Annotated in this window: 18 protein-coding genes; 5 read left to right on the forward strand and 13 right to left on the reverse strand. The window is 65.5% G+C overall.

Going from position 1 to position 20392, the window contains the following annotated elements; translation table 11 throughout:
- Positions 1-52 precede the first annotated feature (52 nt).
- Together ACILRA_RS00165 and ACILRA_RS00170 are read left to right on the forward strand one after the other, a co-directional pair.
- Positions 53-712 (forward strand): OmpA family protein, encoded by a 660-nt coding sequence (locus ACILRA_RS00165; protein WP_395660058.1) that lies wholly within the window; start codon positions 53-55, stop codon positions 710-712.
- Between the two features lie 53 nt (positions 713-765).
- Positions 766-1716, forward strand: coding sequence for a 50S ribosomal protein L11 methyltransferase (locus tag ACILRA_RS00170; protein WP_395660059.1), 951 nt, complete (start codon positions 766-768; stop codon positions 1714-1716).
- 3 nt (positions 1717-1719) lie between these two features.
- Here the strand turns inward: ACILRA_RS00170 and ACILRA_RS00175 are convergent, their stop codons facing one another.
- Positions 1720-1914 (reverse strand): DUF1127 domain-containing protein, encoded by a 195-nt coding sequence (locus ACILRA_RS00175; RefSeq protein ID WP_395660060.1) that lies wholly within the window; start codon positions 1912-1914, stop codon positions 1720-1722.
- Positions 1915-2130: 216 nt separating this feature from the next.
- On the opposite strand from ACILRA_RS00175, the gene ACILRA_RS00180 reads away from it, so the two are divergent.
- A complete protein-coding gene (locus ACILRA_RS00180; RefSeq protein WP_395660061.1) occupies positions 2131-2334 on the forward strand; it encodes a hypothetical protein in 204 nt (67 codons plus the stop codon).
- An 18-nt stretch (positions 2335-2352) separates the two neighbouring features.
- Here the strand turns inward: ACILRA_RS00180 and ACILRA_RS00185 are convergent, their stop codons facing one another.
- Complete coding sequence (locus ACILRA_RS00185) at positions 2353-2562, reverse strand: cold-shock protein (RefSeq protein WP_395660062.1); 210 nt, start codon at positions 2560-2562, stop codon at positions 2353-2355.
- A gap of 272 nt (positions 2563-2834) precedes the next feature.
- On the opposite strand from ACILRA_RS00185, the gene ACILRA_RS00190 reads away from it, so the two are divergent.
- Positions 2835-4343, forward strand: a complete 1509-nt coding sequence (locus tag ACILRA_RS00190) for a bifunctional metallophosphatase/5'-nucleotidase (RefSeq protein ID WP_395660063.1) — start codon at positions 2835-2837, stop codon at positions 4341-4343.
- On the opposite strand, the gene ACILRA_RS00195 is transcribed toward ACILRA_RS00190, so the two are convergent.
- The gene (locus ACILRA_RS00195) at positions 4333-5718 is read right to left on the reverse strand and encodes a hypothetical protein (RefSeq protein ID WP_395660064.1); all 1386 of its coding nucleotides are present in this window, start codon (positions 5716-5718) and stop codon (positions 4333-4335) included. The genes ACILRA_RS00190 and ACILRA_RS00195 overlap by 11 nt on opposite strands.
- Before the next feature lie 114 nt (positions 5719-5832).
- Between ACILRA_RS00195 and ACILRA_RS00200 the strand changes: the two genes are divergently transcribed.
- The gene (locus ACILRA_RS00200; RefSeq protein WP_395660065.1) at positions 5833-7620 is read left to right on the forward strand and encodes an aminopeptidase P family protein; all 1788 of its coding nucleotides are present in this window, start codon (positions 5833-5835) and stop codon (positions 7618-7620) included.
- Positions 7621-7638: 18 nt separating this feature from the next.
- Here ACILRA_RS00200 and ligA read toward each other — a convergent pair whose 3' ends face one another.
- The 10 genes from ligA to ACILRA_RS00250 all read right to left on the reverse strand — a co-directional run.
- Positions 7639-9747, reverse strand: a complete 2109-nt coding sequence (ligA, locus tag ACILRA_RS00205) for an NAD-dependent DNA ligase LigA (RefSeq protein WP_395660066.1) — start codon at positions 9745-9747, stop codon at positions 7639-7641.
- 2 nt (positions 9748-9749) lie between these two features.
- Complete coding sequence (recN, locus tag ACILRA_RS00210) at positions 9750-11426, reverse strand: DNA repair protein RecN (protein ID WP_395660067.1); 1677 nt, start codon at positions 11424-11426, stop codon at positions 9750-9752.
- Between the two features lie 240 nt (positions 11427-11666).
- On the reverse strand, positions 11667-12542 hold the full coding sequence (locus ACILRA_RS00215) for an outer membrane protein assembly factor BamD (protein WP_395660068.1): 876 nt from the start codon (positions 12540-12542) through the stop codon (positions 11667-11669).
- 201 nt (positions 12543-12743) lie between these two features.
- Complete coding sequence (ftsZ, locus tag ACILRA_RS00220; RefSeq protein WP_395660069.1) at positions 12744-14330, reverse strand: cell division protein FtsZ; 1587 nt, start codon at positions 14328-14330, stop codon at positions 12744-12746.
- Between the two features lie 137 nt (positions 14331-14467).
- Positions 14468-15784, reverse strand: coding sequence for a hemolysin family protein (locus ACILRA_RS00225; RefSeq protein WP_395660070.1), 1317 nt, complete (start codon positions 15782-15784; stop codon positions 14468-14470).
- 55 nt (positions 15785-15839) lie between these two features.
- Positions 15840-17165: a cell division protein FtsA gene (gene ftsA / locus ACILRA_RS00230; protein WP_395660071.1), complete on the reverse strand. Its 1326-nt coding sequence runs from the start codon at positions 17163-17165 to the stop codon at positions 15840-15842.
- A 41-nt stretch (positions 17166-17206) separates the two neighbouring features.
- On the reverse strand, positions 17207-18064 hold the full coding sequence (locus tag ACILRA_RS00235) for a cell division protein FtsQ/DivIB (protein WP_395660072.1): 858 nt from the start codon (positions 18062-18064) through the stop codon (positions 17207-17209).
- A complete protein-coding gene (locus tag ACILRA_RS00240; protein WP_395660073.1) occupies positions 18061-18996 on the reverse strand; it encodes a D-alanine--D-alanine ligase in 936 nt (311 codons plus the stop codon). The genes ACILRA_RS00235 and ACILRA_RS00240 overlap by 4 nt, the downstream gene beginning before the upstream one ends.
- Positions 18993-19922, reverse strand: coding sequence for a UDP-N-acetylmuramate dehydrogenase (gene murB / locus ACILRA_RS00245; RefSeq protein WP_395660074.1), 930 nt, complete (start codon positions 19920-19922; stop codon positions 18993-18995). Before murB ends, ACILRA_RS00240 begins: the two co-directional genes overlap by 4 nt.
- Positions 19922-20392: glutamate ligase domain-containing protein (locus ACILRA_RS00250; RefSeq protein WP_395660075.1), on the reverse strand; the 471-nt coding region annotated here is incomplete at its 5' end. The genes ACILRA_RS00250 and murB, both read right to left, overlap by 1 nt.

The following is a 20392-nucleotide window of genomic DNA, read 5'->3' on the forward strand; positions in this document are numbered from 1 at the left end:
CTTATTGCCGCCACAACGGCGGGTGATTTGGCCTCGGAGCAGAGGGAAGAACATGTTTCGCAAAGTGATATTGCTTGCCGCCGCGGGTGCCGTGGTCGCCGCCTGTACGACGGATCCTTTCACCGGCGAACAGAAGATATCGAACACCGCGATCGGTGCTGGCACCGGCGCGCTGCTGGGCACCGCGACGGGCCTCATCATCGGCAAGAACACGAGCGCCTCCTCGCGCAAGGCCATGCTGATCGGCGCGGGCATCGGCGCGCTCGCGGGCGGCGGCGTGGGCCTCTACATGGACAATCAGGAGGCCAAGCTGCGCCAGCGGCTGCAGGGCTCAGGAATATCCGTCACGCGCGCCGGGCAGGACATCATCCTGAACATGCCTTCGAACGTCACCTTCGCCACCGACAGCGCAGACCTGAAGCCGCAGTTCTTCGAGACGCTGAACGCCGTGGCGATCGTGCTCAGCGAATTCAACCGCACCCTCGTCGACGTGACGGGCCATACCGATTCGACCGGATCGGCGGCGCACAACCAGCGCCTGTCCGAGCGCCGCGCAGGCACGGTTGCGGAGTATCTGGTGGCCCAGGGCAACAATCCGCAGCGCTTCCAGGTCCTCGGCATGGGCCAGAACGAGCCCATCGCATCTAATGCGACGGCCGAGGGCCGCGCCCAGAACCGCCGCGTCGAGATCCGCATCGTACCGCTGACCTGAGGCGCGAACGGGGCCACTTCTCTCATCCGCCAAAACCCCGTAAAGCGCGCGTCATGACCGAAGCGCGCTTTACCCTTACCATTCCAGCCCTCTCCCATGATGCCGCCCAGGCCCTGGCCGCGGCGCTGGAGGAGAACATCTTCATCGATCCCCTGGCCGTCACCATCAACGAGACGGACGAGGCCAAGGCCCTGTGGGAACTCGCGCTCTATTTCGGCAGCGAGGCGGACGCCGAGGCGGCGCGCGCCATCGGCGCGCTGGCTGAGGGGCGGGTGGCCCCGATGCCGCAGCAGGATTGGGTGCGCCAGTCGCTTGAGGGGCTGGCCCCGGTCAGTGCAGGACGGTTCTTCCTCCACGGCGCCCATGACCGCCCGCGGCGGCGGGCCGGCGGCGTTTCATTGGAAATCGACGCCGGCACCGCCTTCGGCACCGGCCACCACGGCACGACGGAAGGCTGCCTGCTGGCGCTCGACGGCATCCTGAAGCGCCGTGCGCCGGCCCGCATCCTGGACGTGGGCTGCGGAACGGGCGTTCTCGCCATCGCCGCCGCAAAAGCCACGCGCCGCGCCGCCCTGGCGGGCGACATCGACCCAGAAGCGGTGCGCGTCACCCGCGCCAACGCCACGCTGAACGGGGTGAAGACTGAGGTCACGAGCATCACCGCTGCAGGCCTCAACCACCCGCTGATCGCTGCGGGCGGTCCCTATGACCTGATCTTCGCAAACATACTGGCGCGCCCCCTCGTGGCGCTGGCAACCGGCCTTGCGCGCGCGCTGGCGCCGGGCGGAGACCTGATTCTCTCCGGCCTCACAGCGGAGCAGATGCGCTGGATCGAGGCCACCTACCGAAGCCGCGGACTGGCCATGGCCTGCCGCATCCGTCGCGGCAACTGGGCCACCCTCGTCTTCACCCGCCCCAAACGGAAAAAGCGCCCGGGAGGGAGGACACCCGGGCGCTTTCTTGCTGCCGGCCCGAGAGGGGCCGGCTGGGAGTTCGATTGCTAGAACTTAAGAGCCCCAGACCATGCGGGAAATCTCCGAACGCTTCACGCCGATGTCAGCGAGGAGCCGGTCATCAAGCTGGGCGAGCTGGCGCTCGGCCCGGCTGCGGGCGAGATAGGACCTCACCCGGCCGATGAGGCCCGGACCCATGGTGAAACCTTCGTTGCGGACAGCCTGGCGGCCATAATTGATCGTGGTCATGTTCATTCTCCTGTTCATCTCTCAAAATCCAGGCCCGGATGGTGGGCGCCGTGATCCCTCGAGGGTTTGTTGTGCGGTGCACTGTTGCAATGCGATATAGTGAGCAACTGCACGCCAAGCTACAGCCAGCTTCGCGTTTCTGATATGCGCTTTGTGCATGATCTGAATCACTGCTGATTTTCCCTCGACGACCGCCACTACGGAAAGAAAATAACCTTGGATTACGACAGTATTGTTGCGGAATCTGCCTTATTTCGGACCCAGAAATTAACAGCCGTTCATTTGTCTGAATCGCTCAGAATAGTGTCGCATTTCGACGTTTTGCATGTTCCAGGCGCATGGATGGAGGCGATTATTCATGCTGCGCCGCACTATACCAAAAACAAAATGCCCGGCCTGGCGGCCGGGCATCACAGGTGAAAATCGTTCGTCCGGAGATCAGGCGGCGACGAGGTTGCCGGCAGAACTGCGGCCGGTGCGCTTGTCAGTCACGACTTCGAAGGAGACCTTCTGGCCTTCCTTGAGGGTGCGCAGACCGGCGCGCTCGACAGCGGAGATGTGGACGAAAATGTCCTTCGAACCGTTGTCGGGCTGGATGAAGCCATAGCCCTTCTGCTCGTTGAACCACTTCACAATACCCGTATTCATGGGCTTTTCCTTACGTTGGGTTGGTCGTCGGCCCTGACGTGGCAGTTGATGTCACGGCAGGCCATTCTCGAGAATTGGAGGAGTCTTGCGTGCGCAGCCCAACGGGGAAGCGAAGCGGCCAATCGTCCGGCCCAAGTATCGATAAGGAATATATGTCGCAGTTGGACCAGTCTTGCAAGGTGAATTGGACTCAAGTTCAGCCATCCGGCTGTTGCGGAGCGGATGGATGTGCTTGAAGTTGCCGCCTGCAAACCATTCCGCACGGAGGCCCCATGCACCTGCTCCGACACCCGTTGATTGCTGCCTTTATCATCGCTGCAACCTTGATTTTGCCCGCGCGTGCGGAAACGGTGAGCTTTACGCTGATCCTTGCCAATGACATCTACGGGATCGAAGCCGGGGCCGAGCGCGGCGGGTTCGCCCGGCTCAACGCCCTTGTCAAGGCAGAGCGCGCAAGCGGCAAGACGGTGATCTACGCCCATGCGGGCGACGTGATCTCGCCGTCCCTGCTCTCGGCTCTCGACAAGGGCGAGCACACCATTGCCCTCACAAACCTTGCGCCTCCCGATATCTTCGCGCCCGGGAACCATGAATTCGACTTCGGACCCGAAACCTTCCGCGCCCGCATGGCAGAGGCCCGCTTCCCCGTTTTCGCCGCCAACCTGCGGACCGCTGACGGCAAACCCCTCGACGGCTTCCGGGACGTAGAGATCAAGGAGATCTCGGGCCTGAAGCTCGGCATCATCGGCCTCGCCGCGGACGACAGCCCGGAGCGCTCCAGCCCGGGGGATGGCCTCACCTTCCTTCCGATTTTCGACACAGCACTGGCGCGCGCGGCGGAACTGCGGGCTCAAGGCGCCGACATGATCATCGTTGTGGCCCACGCCAACCGCGCGGCGGACCTCCGGCTGTTCAACAGCGGCGCCATCGACATCATCCTCTCGGGCGACGACCATGACCTCACCCTCTTCTACGACGGCCGCTCCGTGCTGGCAGAATCGCGCGCGGAGGCCGATTATCTGGTCGCGATCGACATCACTGCCGAGGTCGCCGAAAAGGATGGCAAGCGCAGCGTGAGCTGGGTTCCCGGTTTCCGGGCCATCGACACCGCCACGGTGACGCCCGACCCCGAGACCCAGGCAAAGATCGATGCCTACAATGCCGAACTCGACCGGGAACTGAACGTGGCGATCGGCGCCACCTCGGAACCGCTCGACAGCCAAAGGTCCACGGTGCGTGGCGGCGAGGCGGCCATCGGAAACCTCATCGCGGATGCCTTGCGCGAGGCCGTGAAGGCCGACATCGCCATCGTCAACGGCGGGAGCATCCGCGGCAACCGGGAATATCCGGCGGGAACGCAGATCACCCGGCGCGACGTGCTGAAAGAATTTCCCTTCAGCAACAACACGGTGAAGCTCGAGGTCACGGGCGAAACCGTGTGGGCGGCACTGGAGAACGGCGTCAGCGATGTGGAAAACAACGCTGGCCGCTTCCCGCAGGTCTCGGGCCTCTCCTTCGAGGCGGACCTCAACCAGCCGGCAGGCAAGCGCGTGATCGCCGTGACCATCGCCGGCAAGCCGCTTGACAGGACAGCCACCTACACGCTCGCCACCAGCGACTACATGTTCTCAGGCGCCGACGGCTACCAGATGCTGAAGACCGCGAAGCCCCTCCTCGGGGTGCGCGACGCAAAGCTTCTCACCAATGACGTGATGGCCTACATCGCCGCGCGCAAAACCGTCGCTGCAAAGGTCGAAGGCCGCATCTTGCTCAGGAGGTAGAAGAGGATGGCCGGGCGCGGTGGCTCACCTCCACCACCGCATGGCTGCGCGCGAGCTCGTCGATTTCCGCAGAGATGCGCTCGCGGTTGGCGGGATCGAGATTGGCATCCCATTCATCGAGGAGAATGACAGACACGCGCCCCCGTGCAGCATCGAGGGCAGACCGGAGATCCCTGAGCTTGCGCTGGCCCGTGGACAATCCGGTCTTCACCGCCGGGAACAGGAATGACTGGGCGGGAAGGTAGAAGGCCCGCTCCTTCAGCAATTCCTTGAGATGCAAGAGCAGCGAGGTCTTGCCTGAGCCATTCGGCCCGGCGATGGCATAGCGGCCCGGCTCCCGCATGAGGGATACGATGTCATCGAACCCGGCCATCGGCACGTCGTCCCATGCATGGTCACGCTTCTGCGAGAAACGGAGCAGCCCGGTGTCGAAGCGCTGGCCAAGATCGGCCTTCTCTTCAACGAGTGCTTCATTGAGCCACGACACGCGCCCGCGAATGCTCAAGTACCAGGTCACGTTCTGCAGCAGGTGAGACACCTCGAGAAGGGTCTGAACGAGCTGCGGCATCACGACGGCAAGCGCGATCACCTCCGTCGTGCTCATGCTGGGACTTCGCCACAGGATGACGGCCGTGGTCGGCACCCAAATGCACACGGCCTGCAACAGATTGAATCCCTGGTCGGCATTCATGGCCGAGAGGGCCGCACGCCGGTAGAGACTCCAGCGTCTGCCGAAGAGGCGCAGAAAGCGGCTCATGACCATGCTTTCGCCAAGCGTGTTGGCAAGCCAGCCTTCGGGGAGTGCGGCGATGAACTGATTGTAGGCCTTCTCAAAGAAGGTGGCCGTATTCGCCGGCCACTTTCCCAAACGCCAGATCAGCAAGGCGGAGAGGGCCACCGTGACGCCGTAAGCCGCGGCGAATTCCCCCATCACGAAGGTTGATATGAGCGCCACTGAAAGGACAGAGGAGAACAACAGCCCGGCGACGGCATGAACAAAGTCCACACTGTCCGATACGATCTCCTGCCCGTTGGCGGAGATCAAGGCGCCGAACTTCTTTTCCCCGTCCCGGTTGGCCGCCTGCGCCACACGGCCAGCCGTCTGCGCGAAGGCATTCTCATAAAAGGCCCGCCGTGCCCCCGTCTTCCAGAACACCAGCAGCATGTAGGCAGCATAGCTGAGCGGATAGGCGAGAAAACTGAGTAGCAGGTAGAGCCAGATTCCCTGCAGCACCTCACCCGCACCGCGGTCCGCGGATACGAGGTAGGCGAGATAGACCTGGGGCACCACGTAGCACGCCATCATCAGCATGACTGCGGCAAGGCAGGCGATGGCTGCCCCTCGAACCCTCGCAAGCTTCAGAACACTGAACATGGTCGCTCCGTGACGCATGCCGAACAGACTAATACACCCCCAAGGGTTGTACAATTCACCTGCTTGATTCTACCCGCTGTTGCCCCTCTTTAGCACCCGGGCTAATGCTTCTTCATGACCCAGAATCTTTCCCACCGCACCCGCGTCGGCCTGCTCCGGGCTGAACTGAAGAAACGCAAGCTCACCGGCTTTTTCGTGCCGCGCGCCGATGAGTTCCAGGGCGAATATGTTCCGGCCTATGCCGAGCGGCTGTGCTGGCTCACCAACTTCCGCGGCAGTGCGGGGGTGGCGATCGTGACGCTCAAGAAGGCGGCGATCTTCGTCGACGGGCGCTATGTGATCCAGGTGCGCCAGCAGGTGGACGAGAAGATCTTCCAGCCCTTCCACCTGATCGAGGAGCCACCCGCCCAGTGGATCGCGAAGAACCTGAAAAAGGGCGACAGGCTGGGATTTGACCCGTGGCTGGTGACGGTGGAACAGGCGAAGCGCCTGCGCGAGGCCTGCGCGGGCGTGGGAGCGCTCTTCGTGGCGGTGGACACGAACCCCATCGACGCCGTGTGGAAGGACCAGCCTGCGCGGCCAACCTCAGCACTTGAGACGCAACCCACCCAGTTCGCCGGCTTGACAGCTGCGCAGAAGATCAAGGACATCCGCAAGGCCATGGGCGGCAATGACGCTGTGGTGTTCACGCAGGCGGATTCCGTCGCCTGGCTGCTGAATCTCCGCGGTTTCGACGTGCCTCACACGCCGGTCGTGCCCGCCTATGCGATCCTGCCCGCCTCGGGCAAGCTCACGCTCTTCATCGATCCCGCCAAGGTCACGCCTGACGTAGCGGCGCATCTGAAGAAGATCGCCACGGTGCAGCCCATGGCCGGGATCGGCGCCGCCCTGAAGGCGCTCGGCAAGGCAAAGGCCCGCGTGCTGATCGACCCCGCCTGGTCGCCGGAGCGCATCCGCGAACTGCTGGCGCGCGCCAAGGCGGACATCGCCACCGGCCCGGACCCCGTGACGCTTCCCAAGGCGCGCAAGAACCGGATCGAGCAGGAAGGGGCGCGAAACGCCCAGCGCCGCGACGGCGTGGCGGTGAGCCGCTTCCTGCGCTGGCTCGAGCAGGCAGCGCCGAAGGGCGGCCTCACCGAACTGGATGTTGCGGCGAAGCTCAGGTCTTTCCGCGACGAGACGGGCGAACTGAAGGATCTCTCCTTCGCGACGATCGCGGCGGCGGGACCTCATGCCGCGATCCCGCACTATCACGTGACGGAGGAGTCAAACCGGCCACTTGGCCGCGGCGAGATCTTCCTTATCGATTCCGGCGGGCAATATATCGACGGCACCACCGACATCACCCGCACGGTGATCGTGGGCGAACCCACGCCCGAGATGAAGGACCGCTTCACCCGCGTGCTGAAGGGCATGATCGGCCTCTCCATGATCCGCTTTCCGAAGGGCACTTGCGGCTCGCAGATCGACGTGCTGGCCAGGCAACACCTGTGGCAGGCGGGCCTCGACTTCGACCATGGCACGGGCCATGGCGTGGGCGCCTATCTCTCGGTGCATGAGGGACCCGCGCGCATCAACAAGACGGACCGCACCACCCTTGAGCCCGGCATGATCCTGTCGAACGAGCCGGGCTATTACCGGCAAGACGAATACGGCATCCGCATCGAGAACCTCATCATGGTGCAGGAGGCGCAGGCCATCGCCGGCGGCGACCGCCCGATGCTGGGCTTCGAGACCCTGACGCTCGCGCCAATCGACCGGAGGCTCATCGCGGCGGCGCTTCTCTCCGAGGCGGAACGGAACTGGCTCAACGCCTACCACGCGCGCGTGCTGAAGGAGGTGGGCGACCATCTCGGCGGCGAGGAACTCGACTGGCTGAAGAAAGCCTGCGCGGCAGTTTGATACCCCTCACGCGAGCAGTTACCCCTCGCCCACGCGCGCAAACCACGCGTTCTCATCGATCACCTCGACGCCGTGTTTCTCGGCTTCCTTGAGCTTTGAGCCAGCGCCGGGGCCTGCCACCAGCAGGTCGGTCTTCTTCGACACGCTGCCGGATACCTTCGCACCCAGCCGCTCGGCCATGGCCTTGGCCTCGTCGCGCGTCATGCGTTCCAGCGCTCCGGTGAAGACCACCGTCTTGCCGGCCACGGGCGAGGTCGTGCTGCGCGCCTCAAGCGCGGTCACAGTCACGTGCTTCAGCAGTTCGTCGACGACGTCCCTGTTGTGCGGCTCGCCGAAGAACTGGACGAGCGCTTCGGCCACCACCTCGCCGATGCCGTCGATGGCGTTGAGTTCGGCCCAGGCGTCACCCTCCATGGGGCCTGCCGCGATCATCTGCTCGTGGAAATGCGCCACCGTGCCATAGGCGCGGGCAAGCGCGCGGGCCGTCGTTTCGCCCACGTGGCGGATGCCCAGCGCAAAGATGAAGCGGTCAAGGGCGATGCTGCGGCGCTGGTCGATCGCTTCGAACAGCTTGGCGACACTTGCCTCGCCCCAGCCCTCGCGGTTCTTCAGCCGCTTCAGCGCGCACCTGTCGCGCGCCTCCAGCGTGAAGATGTCATGCGGCCACTGGATCAGCTCATCAGCATAGAATTCAGCGATGATCTTGTCGCCCAGCCCCTCGATGTCGAAGGCGTTGCGCGAGGCGAAGTGCTTCAGCCGCTCAACGCGCTGTGCAGCACAGATGAGGCCGCCGGTGCAGCGGCGCACCGCATCGAGCTTGCCGGAGGCGCGCTCCTCCCGCACCGCGTGGGACTGGCAGACGGGGCACTCCTGCGGAAAATGGTAGGGCTTCGCATCAGCCGGGCGCTTGTCAGCCACGAAGCCGAGGATCTGCGGGATCACGTCACCCGCGCGCTGCACGATGACCATGTCGCCCTCGCGGATGTCCTTGCGGGCGATTTCGTCCTCATTGTGCAGCGTGGCATTGGTGACGACGACGCCACCGACTGTGACGGGCTTCAGCCGCGCCACGGGTGTGAGCGCGCCCGTGCGGCCGACCTGGATGTCGATCTTCTCCAGCACCGTCATCGCCTTTTCGGCGGAGAACTTGTGAGCGAGGCCCCAGCGCGGGGACCGCGAGACAAAGCCAAGGCGCTGCTGCCAGTCCAGCCGGTTCACCTTGTAGACCACGCCGTCGATGTCGTAGCCCAGCTCCGCACGCTGGCTTTCGATCAGGCGGTGATGGGCAAGAAGCTCCTCCACCGAGTAGCAGAGCTTCATCAGCGGATTGGTCGGAAGCCCCCAGGATGCGAAGGCCTCGATCACGCCCATCTGCGTATCAGCCGGCATTTCCGGCGCTTCGCCCCAGGCATAGGCGAAGAACCTGAGCGGCCGCGCGGCGGTGATTGCGGAGTCGAGCTGGCGCAGCGATCCGGCGGCGGCATTGCGCGGGTTGGCGAAGATCTTCTCGCCCGCCTGCGCCTGGCGCTCGTTGAGCGCTGCGAAATCCTCGTGCGACATGTAGATCTCGCCACGCACCTCGATCAGGTCGGGCGCATCGCCCTTCAGTCGCTTCGGCACCTGCGCAATGGTCATGACGTTGGCGGTGACGTTCTCGCCCTCGAAGCCGTCGCCGCGGGTTGCGGCCTGCACCAGCTTGCGGTTCTCATAACGCAGCGAGATCGACAGACCATCGATCTTGGGTTCCGCCGTAACCTCGACCGGCTGCGCGTCATCGAGGTTGAGGAAGCGGCGGATGCGGCCCACGAAGTCATTCGCGTCCTCTTCAGAGAATCCATTGGCGAGCGACAGCATGGGCACGCCATGGCGGATCTTGCCAAACTTCTCCGCCACGCCCGCGCCAACGCGGCGTGAGGGCGAATCCTCGCGGATAAGATCCGGAAAGCGCGCCTCGATCGCCTCATTGCGCTGGCGCAGCGCATCATAGTCAGCGTCCGAAATCACGGGCGCATCATGCTCGAAATAGGCGCGGTCATGGCGGGCGATCTCGCCTGCGAGTTCCGCCAGTTCAGCGGAGGCCTCGATGATGGTGAGGTCCGCGACGGGGGTGGGTGCCTTCCTGCGCATGCTCAGCCCTTGGCCCCCAGCAGCTCATCAGCCTGGGCCCGCGCGGCCTCCGTCACCTGCGCACCCGACAGCATGCGGGCCACCTCTTCCCTGCGGCTCGCCGCCGAGAGGGCCTGCACGCGCGTCACCATGCGCTTCGACTTCGAGGCCACCTCCTCCATCTTGGAGATCAGCATGTGCTGGCCGGCCCGGGCCGCCACCTGCGGGCTGTGGGTGACGGCCAGCACCTGCAGGTTTCCGGCAAGCCGCGAGAGCCTGGCGCCGATCGCATCCGCCACGGCGCCACCCACGCCCGTGTCGATCTCGTCGAAGATCAGCGTGGGCGCGGAACCCTTTGCGGCGAGGATCACCTTCAAGGCCAGCATGAAGCGCGCGAGTTCACCGCCCGAGGCCACCTTCATCAGCGGGCTGAGCGGCGTTCCGGGGTTGGCCGCCACCATGAACTCGATGCGGTCGATGCCATGGGCACCGGGCTTTCCGGCATCGGTCTCGATGGCCGTCTCGAAGCGCGCGCGCTCCAGCTTCAAGGGCGGCAGCTCGGCCATGACGGCCTTGTCCAGTGCCTTCGCCGTCTTGCGGCGCTTGTTCGATAGCTTCTCGGCCGCGGCATCATAGGCATCGCGCGCGGCCTTGAAGGCCTGCTCCAGCGCCTTCAGGCGGCCGCCGCCGTCGGTCAGCGCCTTCAACTCATTGTCGAAGCGCGCGCGCACATCGGCCAGCGTGTCGACGGTGCACTTGAACTTGCGCGCGGCAGCACGCAGCGCGAAGAGCCGCTCCTCCGACTTCTCAAGTTCTTTCGGATCGAAGACGAAGGCGCGCCGGGCATCGGCCAGGGCGCGCTCCGCCTCGGTGATCTCGGCCAGCACCCGGTCGAGGGCGGCGCAGACATGGTCGAGCCTGCCGCCCGCGCCCTCGCGGCGCCGTTCGAGCTTGCGCAGTGCCGCGTTGAGGCGGGCAACCGACGTGCCGTCTCCGGCCAGCGCCTCCTCGGCATCGCCAAGGGCGTCGGCATATTGCTCGGCCGACATCATCATCTGGCGGGCTTCGGCAAGCTTTGCCTCCTCACCCTCTATGGGGTTCAGCGCGCGCAATTCCTCTGTGGCATGCTCGAGATAGTCACGCTCGGCCTCGGCGCGCTCCATCAGGCGGCGGTGGGCGGCAAGCGCTGCCTCCGCCTCGGACGCTTTGGCCCAGAGAGCTGCCACCTCATTCACCTCCGCCTCATGCCCGCCGAAGGCGTCGAGCAGGCGGCGGTGGGCGGATACCTCGACGAGCGCGCGATCGGCGTGCTGGCCATGGATTTCAGCCAGCGCGAGGGCGATCTGGCGCAGCAGGTTGAGGCTGACGGGCTGGTCGTTGATGGCCGCGCGGCTCGGGCCATCGGCATTCTGGATGCGGCGGATGACGAGTTCGCCCTCGGCATCCACCCCCTGCTCCTTCAGAATGGCGAAGGCAGGGTGCGTGCGGGGCAGCGCAAAGGCCGCCGTGACGACACCGCGCTCCGCGCCTGCCCGCACCAGCGAGGAATCGCCGCGGGCGCCCAGCGCCAGGCCCAGCGCATCAAGCAGGATGGACTTTCCGGCACCCGTCTCGCCGGTGAGCACGGTGAGGCCTTTCTCGAGGGCAATGTCGAGCTTCTCGATCAGGACGATGTCGCGAATGGAAAGGGCAGTGAGCATGGCCGCAGAGTATAGCGGAGTCGGGGCCTCAGGCGAGAGGCGGATTGGGGTGGCGGGCGATCAAATGGAATCCTTGTGACGGCTGATGTCTTCTCCCGCTCCTTCAGCGGGAGAAGAAGGGACCCGTTGCGGAACGCAACGGGGAGATGAGGGAACAAGGGCGCTGCATACAATTCGGAGCGCCGCGGGAGAGGACGCTGGGCAAGCTGATCTCAGCTGACTGACCGGCGCTTTAAAGCCCTAGAAGGGATTGACCGACGCGAAGGTCTTGGAGATCCAGGACTCGTCATTCTGCACCGGTGCCTGACCGTCGCTGGAGACGAGCCGGTAGGCATCCCTGTACCAATCGGAGTCCGGGTAGTTGTGGCCGAGCACGGCGGCGGCCGTCTGGGCTTCTGATACGATGCCGAGCGCCATGTAGCCCTCGGCGAGGCGGTAGAGCGCCTCTGGCGTCTGGCTGGTGTTGCGGTACTCCGTCACCACGCGCTTGAAGCGGTTGATGCCCGCCAGATAGCTGCGTTCACGGAAGTAAAAGCGGCCAACTTCCATTTCCTTGCCGGCCAGGTGGTCGCGCGCCACCACCACCTTCTGTGCGGCATCGGCGGCATAGGCGGTGCCGGGATAGCGCTGCGCCACCTCTTCCAGCGCTGCCAGTGCCTGTTTGGTGGCCGTCTGGTCGCGCTTGGTGTCGGCGATCTTGTTGTAGTTCGAAACCGCGATGAGGTAGTAGGCGTAGCCCGCGTCCCGGTGGCCGGGGTGCAGGGTCACGAAGCGGTTGGCGGCAATCACCGCGTCATCCCAGCGAAACGCCTTGTAGCTGGCATAGGCCTGCATGAGGATCGACTTGGTTGCGAAGCTCGAATAGGGATATTTGCGTTCGACTTCAGAGAACTTGGTGATCGCCGACTTGGATTGGCCCTTTTCCAGCTGGGCAAGGCCCTCGTTGTAGAGCTTAGCCACTTCCGCATTCTCGGTCGCCATGGACATGTCGGGCGACAGTCCGGCAGACAGGGCCTGCGAGGAGGAGGACGAGGCAGAGGCTCCCTCGCTGTCGCCCATCAGACCGTCCATCAGGCTCGAGGAGCAGCCCGCGAGCAAAACGGCGATGAGCGCCACCCCGGCTCCTTGCGAAATCTTTCCCGCTACCCGCACTTGAACCCCGCCAGCAAACCGACTTCCGCCCATTTGAACCAATTGGGTCCGGGAAGCACGTTCAATTTTTCAGCCCGGCGAAAGAACCGTGCACAATCCTTTTAGATGCGCCAAACCCGGCGGAAGTGTGACCGCCGGGCTGCGCAAATTCAGCAGTTAATTCAATCAGTTCGCTTGCCGGCGCAGGAAGGCCGGAATCTCCAGCTGATCATCGTCGAGGTTGGGATCGGCGGGCGGCTGGGGCTGCGGCTGCTGGCGCTGCTGCAGAAGCGGACGCTGCTGCGGCTGCGGAGCAATCGACGGCTCACGCGGGGCCGGGGCGGCTGGCGGATCATCCTTGCGGCCCAGCCCGACGTTGGCCAGCCGCTGGAACAGGCCGGGCTTCTTCTTCTGGGCATGCTCGGCAATCGACTCGATGCGGTTCTGCTGGGCCTCGATCTGGCGCCTCACCTGAGGCGGGAACTCCTCGATCGCCGGGATGCGCGACTGACGCATCGCGGGCTGGGGCGCGCGCTCGGGCATCAGCGGCAGCGGCGGCTGCTCGGCGGCACCGGCATGATGCGCATCCTCCTCGACATAGGACCGCGCCACGGGTGCCGGAGGCGGCGCGGCGGGAACAGCGGCAGCAGGCATGGCGGGGGTGAACGCCGGAGCCGCCGGGCGGGTGGCCATCGGGGCCGGCTGCACCGGCTTCTTGGCCGGGACCGGATGCTTGCCGACGAAGCCGAACACCGACGGCTTGTCGGCACTCTCTTCATCCGCCTGGGGCTTGGCGCCCTTGAGCGCCTCGGCCGCAAGGCCCGTGGCGACCACTGACACCCGCATGATGCCTTCGAGCGATTCATCGAAGGTGGCGCCGAGGATGATGTTCGCCTCGGGATCCACCTCTTCGCGGATGCGGGTCGCGGCCTCGTCGACCTCGTAGAGCGTCAGGTCGGGGCCGCCGGTGATGGAGATCAACAGGCCACGCGCGCCACGCATCGACACATCGTCAAGCAGCGGGTTGGAGATCGCGGCTTCCGCCGCCTCGATGGCGCGCTTCTCGCCGGAGGCTTCGCCCGTGCCCATCATGGCGCGGCCCATCTCGCTCATGATGGCGCGCACGTCGGCGAAGTCGAGGTTGATGAGGCCTTCCTTGGTCATCAGCTCGGTGATGGAGGCAACACCGGAATAGAGCACCTGGTCGGCCATGGCGAAGGCGGCTGCGAAAGTGGTCTTCTCGTTGGCGACGCGGAACAGGTTCTGGTTGGGAATGACGATCAGCGTGTCGACATGCTTGGCGAGCTGCTCGATGCCGCGCTCGGCCGTCTGCTGGCGGCGGATGCCCTCGAAGTGGAAGGGCTTGGTCACCACGCCGACGGTGAGAATGCCCTGCTCCTTCGCCGCGCGGGCGATCACTGGCGCGGCTCCGGTTCCCGTGCCACCGCCCATGCCGGCGGTGATGAATGCCATGTGCGAGCCCGCGAGATGGTCGAGAATTTCGGGCAGCGCCTCCTCGGCGGCAGCAGCACCGATCTGCGGCTGCGATCCGGCACCCAGGCCCTGGGTCAGGGCCGTGCCCATTTGAATGCGGCGCTGTGCGGCGTTCTGGATCAGCGCCTGCGCGTCTGTATTGGCGACGACGAACTCGACCCCCTCCAGCCGGCTCTCGATCATGTTGTTGACGGCATTGCCGCCGGCGCCACCAACGCCAAACACGGTGATGCGCGGCTTGAGATCGGAGAAGTTCGGCACGGTAAGGTTGATTGTCATGGTCATTGGCGCCCGGATGTGATTTGCCACATCCTTATTTCTTACCAAATTCATAACAAATGGTTAACGCGCGCTAACCATTCCGGCGAAACCCCACTTGTTATGGAGCACAATGAATCGGCGGCGTAACGGATGGTTCAGTTTGTGCCGCCGCGGCTCGCCTGACGGTGAAGTTCTGCAACCCGGCTCGCCAGCACCTTGTCCACCCGCCTGCCGTCAAGGTCGACGACCTCGAACAGCCAGCTGCCGACCTTGATGGACTGGCCGAGCGAAGGCAGGTGCTTGAACGCATCGACGACCAGGCCCGCCACCGTCTCGTAGCGGCGCTTTGGCGGCAGCACGAAACCGGTGAGCTCCGCCATCTCGTCCACCGGCATGTCGCCGGGCAGCAGCCAGGAGCCGTCCTCGCGCTGGATGGCGCCTTCGGCCCCCTCGCCCACGGGCTCCATGCTGCCAGCGATGGCGTTGAGCAGGTCCGCCGCGGTCACGATGCCCAGCATGCGGCCATATTCCTCCTGCACGAAGGCAAGATGGGTGGCGGAGCCGCGGAACAGTTCCATCGCCTCAAGCGCCGGCATTGATTCCGGAATGACCGGCACCTTCTGCACGAGGGCTGCGATGTCCAGCTTGCGGCGCGACAGCAGAAGATCCGCCACGTCCTTGATGACGATGATGCCGATGATGTCTTCCGGATCCCCGCCATGCACCGGGATGCGCGAGTGCGGCGTGGCGAGGATGGCCTTGCGGACGTCGGCTACATCATCATCAACGCCGATGACGTCGATCTCGGTCATGGGCGTCATCAGCGCGCGCACCGGCCTGTCGCCAAGGCGCATCACCCCCGCGATCATGTCGCGCTCGCCGCTTTCGATGACGCCGGCGGACTGGGCCTCGGCGATGAGCGACTTGATCTCCTCGTCGGTGACGTTGGCCTCAGTCGAGCTCTTCGAGCCGAGCAACCCGATCAGCAGGCGGCTCGAGCCGTCGAGCAGCCAGACGAAGGGGGCCGCGGCCCGCGAGAGAAGGTTCATCGGGGCGGCAACGCGGCAGGCGATGGCCTCCGGGTTCTTCAGGGCAATCTGCTTGGGAACCAGCTCACCAACGATGAGCGACACATAGGTGATCGCTGCAACCACCAATATGAAGCCAACGGGCTGCGCATATTCGGCCGCCATGCCGGCCTCCTGCAACGTGCTGGACAGCCGCGCGCCCAGCGTGGCGCCGGAAACAGCACCGGCCAGCACGCCCACCAGCGTGATGCCCACCTGCACCGTCGACAGGAAGCGCCCGGGGTGTTCCGACAGCAGCAGTGCTGCGCGCGCGCCGGACACGCCCCTGTCCCGCATGGCCCTGAGGCGGCCGGGCCGCGAGGAAACGACGGCCAGCTCCGACATGGCGAGCACACCATTCAGCAGCACAAGGCCGAGCAGCACAAGAAGTTCGATCGCCAACATGGAGGCCGCGCGTATAGCGCACGGGCCCGCCGCATGCAAATCCGGGGCTGCCCCGTCAGAAGCTCTCGGCGATCCAGCGGCCCATGCGGCGGACATAGCCGGACTGGGCGCGCTCCACGGCCTCCGCCTTGGACTTCGGCAGCGCCCAATGGACATCAGGCTTCAGCGCATGGTTCAGAAGGCCCGCGCACACCGCGAAACCCGGGGAATGGGCGCTCTCCGGCATGCCCTGCACATGGGCGGGCGCACCCATGCGGACCTGCCGGTCCAGCCACTGCGCGGCGACCTCACGCACCCCGTTGAGCTGGCTGGCGCCGCCGGTGATGACAAGGCGGCGGCCTGCCAGATGCAGCGCGCCCGAGGCCTCGAGCCTGGCACGCAGCAGCTCGAAGGTCTCCTCGAGCCGCGGCCTGATAATGCCGGTGAGCATCGACTTCGGCACCTGCTGCACGGTATCGACACCGCGTTCGCCCAGCAGCGGCACGGAAATCATCTCGCGCTCGTCCACGGCGCTCGCCAGTGCGGAGCCCCACAGCGTCTTCATGCGCTCGGCATGGGCGATGGTGGTGGAAAGCCCGCGCGCGATGTCGTTGGTGATGTGCTGGCCGCCGAGCGGCAGAACATCGGCGGTCACCAGCCTGCCGTCATGGAAGATGGCGAAGCTCGTCGTAGCGCCCCCCATGTCAACGACCGTGACGCCCAGCGCCTTCTCATCCTCGGCCAGAACGGCCCGGGCTGCGGCATAGGGCGCGATCACGAAGCCGGCGATCGAGAGATGGGCGCGTTCGACGGCGAGAGCGAGGTTCTTGAGGTGCGGCGGCTCGACCGTCACGACGCCGAGCTCAAGCGACAGGCTTTCGCCGAACATTCCCGCCGGATCCTTGATGCCCCTGGCGTCATCGAGCTGGTACTGCAGCGGCGAGAGATGAAGGATGTTGCGGCGGCCGGGATCGACCTGCGCCAGCGCGGCATCGCGCACCCGGTCCACGTCCGCGGGCTCAACCTGGCCGGACGCGACAGCCGCCGTGCCCGTATAGAGGCGCGACTGCGGCCGGCCGCCGGAGACGTTCACATAAATGTCGTTGATGCTGCGCTGTGCCATGCGCTCGGCGGCATCGACCGCGAGCCGGATCGCGCGCTCTGCCTCGTCCACGTTGATGATTGCACCGGAGCGCACCCCGCGTGAGAGCTGGTGGCCGACACCCAAGACCTTCAGGCTAAATTTCTCGTCCGCATCAGCGCTGCGGTGCTTGGCGGGCATGGCCTCGGCAATGAGGCAGCTGATCTTGGTCGAGCCGATGTCGAGCGCGGCGATCAGGCCACCCTTGGACACGGCTTGCGGCTTGGCGCCGCCCTTGCCCTGAAACTGCACCACCGTCATCTGCGACCCAATCCCCAAAAACCCCGGCGGGCGGATCCGCTCTACTCGGTCCCCACCGCCGTCTTCATGCCCCCGGCCTCGATCTCGGCCGGATCGAGCTCCGCCACCTCGACGATCACCCGCCCGGCGAGACGCAGGTCGACCGACCTGATGCCCCGCGAGAGCAGCTGCTGAGTGCTGTTCAGCTCGTCGGCCATGCGGAGCGCGTCCTGCCAGTCCCGTTCCGGCAGCTGCACGGTAATGCCGCTGTCCAGATAGAGCGTCCAACGGCGTTTCCCCACGCGCGCGGCCGCCTTCATCTGCAACATTATGCTCGGATAGGCTGAAAGTTGGTTAACAAGATCGGCCACCGCGGTATTGGCCCCCTCGCCGGTGACCAGCGGCAGCTGCACGAGCTTGGCCGCGGCCAGCCCGCTCATCGCCGCGCCGTTGCGGTCAATCACGTAATAGGATTCGCCGCGCTGCCAGATGGCGAAGGGCTGGCGCTCCTTCACCTCCACCGCGAGCTGGTTCGGAAACAGCCGCTGCACCTTGGCGCGCTCGATCCAGTCGAGGCCTTCGAGAATGCGCCGGGCATGGCCCGCGTCGAAGCCCATCAGCGAGCCTCCCGGCTGCACGCCGATCGCCGCCAGCAGTGCTTCCGGCTCATGATGCTCCAGCCCGGTGATGGAGATGTCCTCCGCCGCCATGCCGATGAGGCTCGCCACCTTGCCAGGCAACATCAGCCATTTGCTGCCTTCATAGTCGAGGTGGCCACCGCGCAGCAGGCCCGCCGCAATCACCACGCCGAGCACCGCCACCGCGCCCGCGCGCAGCGCCAGGCGGAAGCGGAAGGCGGAAAGCCCGTCCAGCCATGTGGACGAGCGCTTGCGCACATAAACGCCGTAACCGCCGCTCATCGGTCCACCGACGCATCGTTCACCATCCAGGTGACGAGCGCTTCATAGCTGTGCCCGGCATGTGCCGCGAGTTCGGGCACCAGCGAGGTGCCCGTCATGCCCGGCTGGGTATTGACCTCGAGCAGGATCAGTTCGCCCGTGCCCCCCTGATCATAACGGAAATCGGCACGCGACACGCCGCGGCAGCCCAGCGCCCTGTGGGCGCGAAGCGCCAGCTCCTGGCAGTGGTTGTAAACGGCCCCGGGGATTTCGGCCGGAAGAATATGCTGGGAGCCGCCCGGCGCATATTTGGCCGTATAGTCATACCAGCTCGAACTCTTCGACACGATGTCGATGACCCCGAGCGGCGTCTCGCCGATCACCGCGCAGGTCAGCTCCTTGCCGGGCACGAAGCGCTCGACCATGGCGTGGGAACCGAAAATGTGCCGCTCGTCCAGCACGGCGCGCGCCGGGCCGTTGGCGGTTTCGAGCACGATGTGCACGCCCACGCTGGAGCCCTCGTTCACCGGCTTCACGACATAGGGCGGAGCCATGGGGTGGCCCGCGGCAACCTCCTCCAGCGGCACGAGCAGGCTCTCGGCCACCGGAATGCCCGCCGCAGCGAAGATCACCTTCGATTTTTCCTTATGCATGGCGAGCGAGGAGGCCAGCACGCCCGAATGGGTATAGGGGATCTGCAAGGTCTCGAGGATCGCCGCGCAGCAGCCGTCCTCGCCCCACTTGCCGTGGAGCGCATTGAAGGCGACGTCGGGTTTCAATTCCTGCAGCACCGGCACGATGCTATCGCGCTGGACATCGACCGGCACGGTCCTGAAGCCTGCGCGCGTCAGCGCGGCAAGGCAGGACTTGCCCGATGACAGGCTCACCTCGCGCTCGGCCGACCAGCCGCCCATGAGCACGGCGACCGTCGTTTCCGGGGGAACACGGCTCATGCGGCAGCGTCCTTCGGCAGGCCGATGCGCTTGATCTCCCAGTCGAGGTCGATGCCGGAGCTTTCCTTCACCCTGGCGCGGACGGTTTCGCCAAGTTCCTCGATCTGGGCTGCGGTGGCGCCGCCCTCGTTGATGAGGAAGTTGCAGTGAAGCTCGGACACCTTCGCAGGGCCCACGGCGAAGCCGCGCATGCCGGCCTTGTCGATCAGCTGCCAGGACTTGTTGCCCGGCGGGTTCTTGAAGGTCGAGCCACCCGTGCGGCTCTTGATCGGCTGGGTCGCCTCGCGGCTCTCGGTGATCTTGTCCATGGCGGCCGCAATGTCGGCGGGGTTGCCCGGACGGCCCTGGAACAGCGCCTGCGTGAAGACAAGGTCCCCGGGCGCGCCGCAGTGCCGATAACTGTAGTTCATGTCAGCGTTGCTGAGCACGTGGATGTTCCCCGACCGGTCGACGGCGCGCGCCTCGATGAGAATGTCCTTCGTCTCGCCCCCATAGGCTCCGGCATTCATGCGCAACGCACCGCCGATCGTGCCCGGTATACCTCTCAGAAAGGTTAACGCATCGATACTTTTCTCCTGCGCGAAGCGGGCGACGCGCACATCGAGCGCCGCCGTCCCGGCCCTGACGCGGTGGCCCTCTTCCTCCGTCACATCTGCAAAACCGCGTCCGAGGCGGATGACGACACCCTCGACACCCCCGTCCCGCACCAGCAGGTTGGAGCCAACGCCGATCACATAGACCGGAATGTCCTGCGGGGTGGCTTTGAGGAACTGGGCGAGGTCCGCTTCGTCAGCAGGCGTGAACAGCACCTCGGCTGATCCTCCGGCGCGGAACCAGGTGAGATCCGCCAACGGCGCATCGGGCTCCAGCCGGCCACGCACCTCTGGCAGGCGTTTCAAGAGAGCCTGTCCGTCGAGCCGCGCCATCACGCACCCGCCTTGTCGAAGGCTTCGAGCTGGCCGGGCAGCGCATAGGCCCATTGCGTGATCGTGCCAGCACCGAGGCACATCACGATGTCGCCGGGCTGAGCCAGCTTGCGGACCAGCGGCGCGAGCTGCTCCGGCTTGTCGATCGCGTGCACCGCGCGGTGGCCGCGCGACTTGAGGCCATCCACCAGTGCGGCGTGGGATGCCCCGTCAATCGGCGCCTCGCCCGCCGCATAGACGGGCGCCACGATGACCGTATCGGCATCGTTGAAGCAGGTGCAGAACTCGTTGAACAGCGAATGCAGCCGCGTGTAGCGGTGCGGCTGCATGACGGCGAGCACCCTGCCCTTGGCGACGCCGCGCGCCGCCTTCAGCACGGCGGCGATCTCCACCGGGTGGTGGCCATAATCATCATAGACGGTGATGCCATTATGCGCGCCCGTGCGCGTGAAGCGGCGCTTGACGCCGGT

The organism is Aestuariivirga sp. (genome assembly GCF_044239095.1).
Lineage (GTDB): Bacteria > Pseudomonadota > Alphaproteobacteria > Rhizobiales > Aestuariivirgaceae > Aestuariivirga.

Coding starts and splice junctions, on each gene's coding strand:
- ACILRA_RS00225 (WP_395660070.1), bottom strand. CDS start 15,784: ATGTTGGCGATCGAACTTCTTGTGCTGCTCGGCCTTGTGCTGCTGAAT.
- ftsA (WP_395660071.1), bottom strand. CDS start 17,165: ATGACGGTGGTGCAGTTTCAGGGCAAGGGCGGCGCCAAGCCGCAAGCC.
- ftsZ (WP_395660069.1), bottom strand. CDS start 14,330: ATGACAATCAACCTTACCGTGCCGAACTTCTCCGATCTCAAGCCGCGC.
- recN (WP_395660067.1), bottom strand. CDS start 11,426: ATGCTCACTGCCCTTTCCATTCGCGACATCGTCCTGATCGAGAAGCTC.
- ACILRA_RS00165 (WP_395660058.1), top strand. CDS start 53: ATGTTTCGCAAAGTGATATTGCTTGCCGCCGCGGGTGCCGTGGTCGCC.
- ACILRA_RS00170 (WP_395660059.1), top strand. CDS start 766: ATGACCGAAGCGCGCTTTACCCTTACCATTCCAGCCCTCTCCCATGAT.
- ligA (WP_395660066.1), bottom strand. CDS start 9,747: ATGCGCAGGAAGGCACCCACCCCCGTCGCGGACCTCACCATCATCGAG.
- ACILRA_RS00185 (WP_395660062.1), bottom strand. CDS start 2,562: ATGAATACGGGTATTGTGAAGTGGTTCAACGAGCAGAAGGGCTATGGC.
- ACILRA_RS00235 (WP_395660072.1), bottom strand. CDS start 18,064: ATGAGCGGCGGTTACGGCGTTTATGTGCGCAAGCGCTCGTCCACATGG.
- ACILRA_RS00175 (WP_395660060.1), bottom strand. CDS start 1,914: ATGACCACGATCAATTATGGCCGCCAGGCTGTCCGCAACGAAGGTTTC.
- murB (WP_395660074.1), bottom strand. CDS start 19,922: ATGGCGCGGCTCGACGGACAGGCTCTCTTGAAACGCCTGCCAGAGGTG.
- ACILRA_RS00200 (WP_395660065.1), top strand. CDS start 5,833: ATGACCCAGAATCTTTCCCACCGCACCCGCGTCGGCCTGCTCCGGGCT.
- ACILRA_RS00190 (WP_395660063.1), top strand. CDS start 2,835: ATGCACCTGCTCCGACACCCGTTGATTGCTGCCTTTATCATCGCTGCA.
- ACILRA_RS00195 (WP_395660064.1), bottom strand. CDS start 5,718: ATGTTCAGTGTTCTGAAGCTTGCGAGGGTTCGAGGGGCAGCCATCGCC.
- ACILRA_RS00240 (WP_395660073.1), bottom strand. CDS start 18,996: ATGAGCCGTGTTCCCCCGGAAACGACGGTCGCCGTGCTCATGGGCGGC.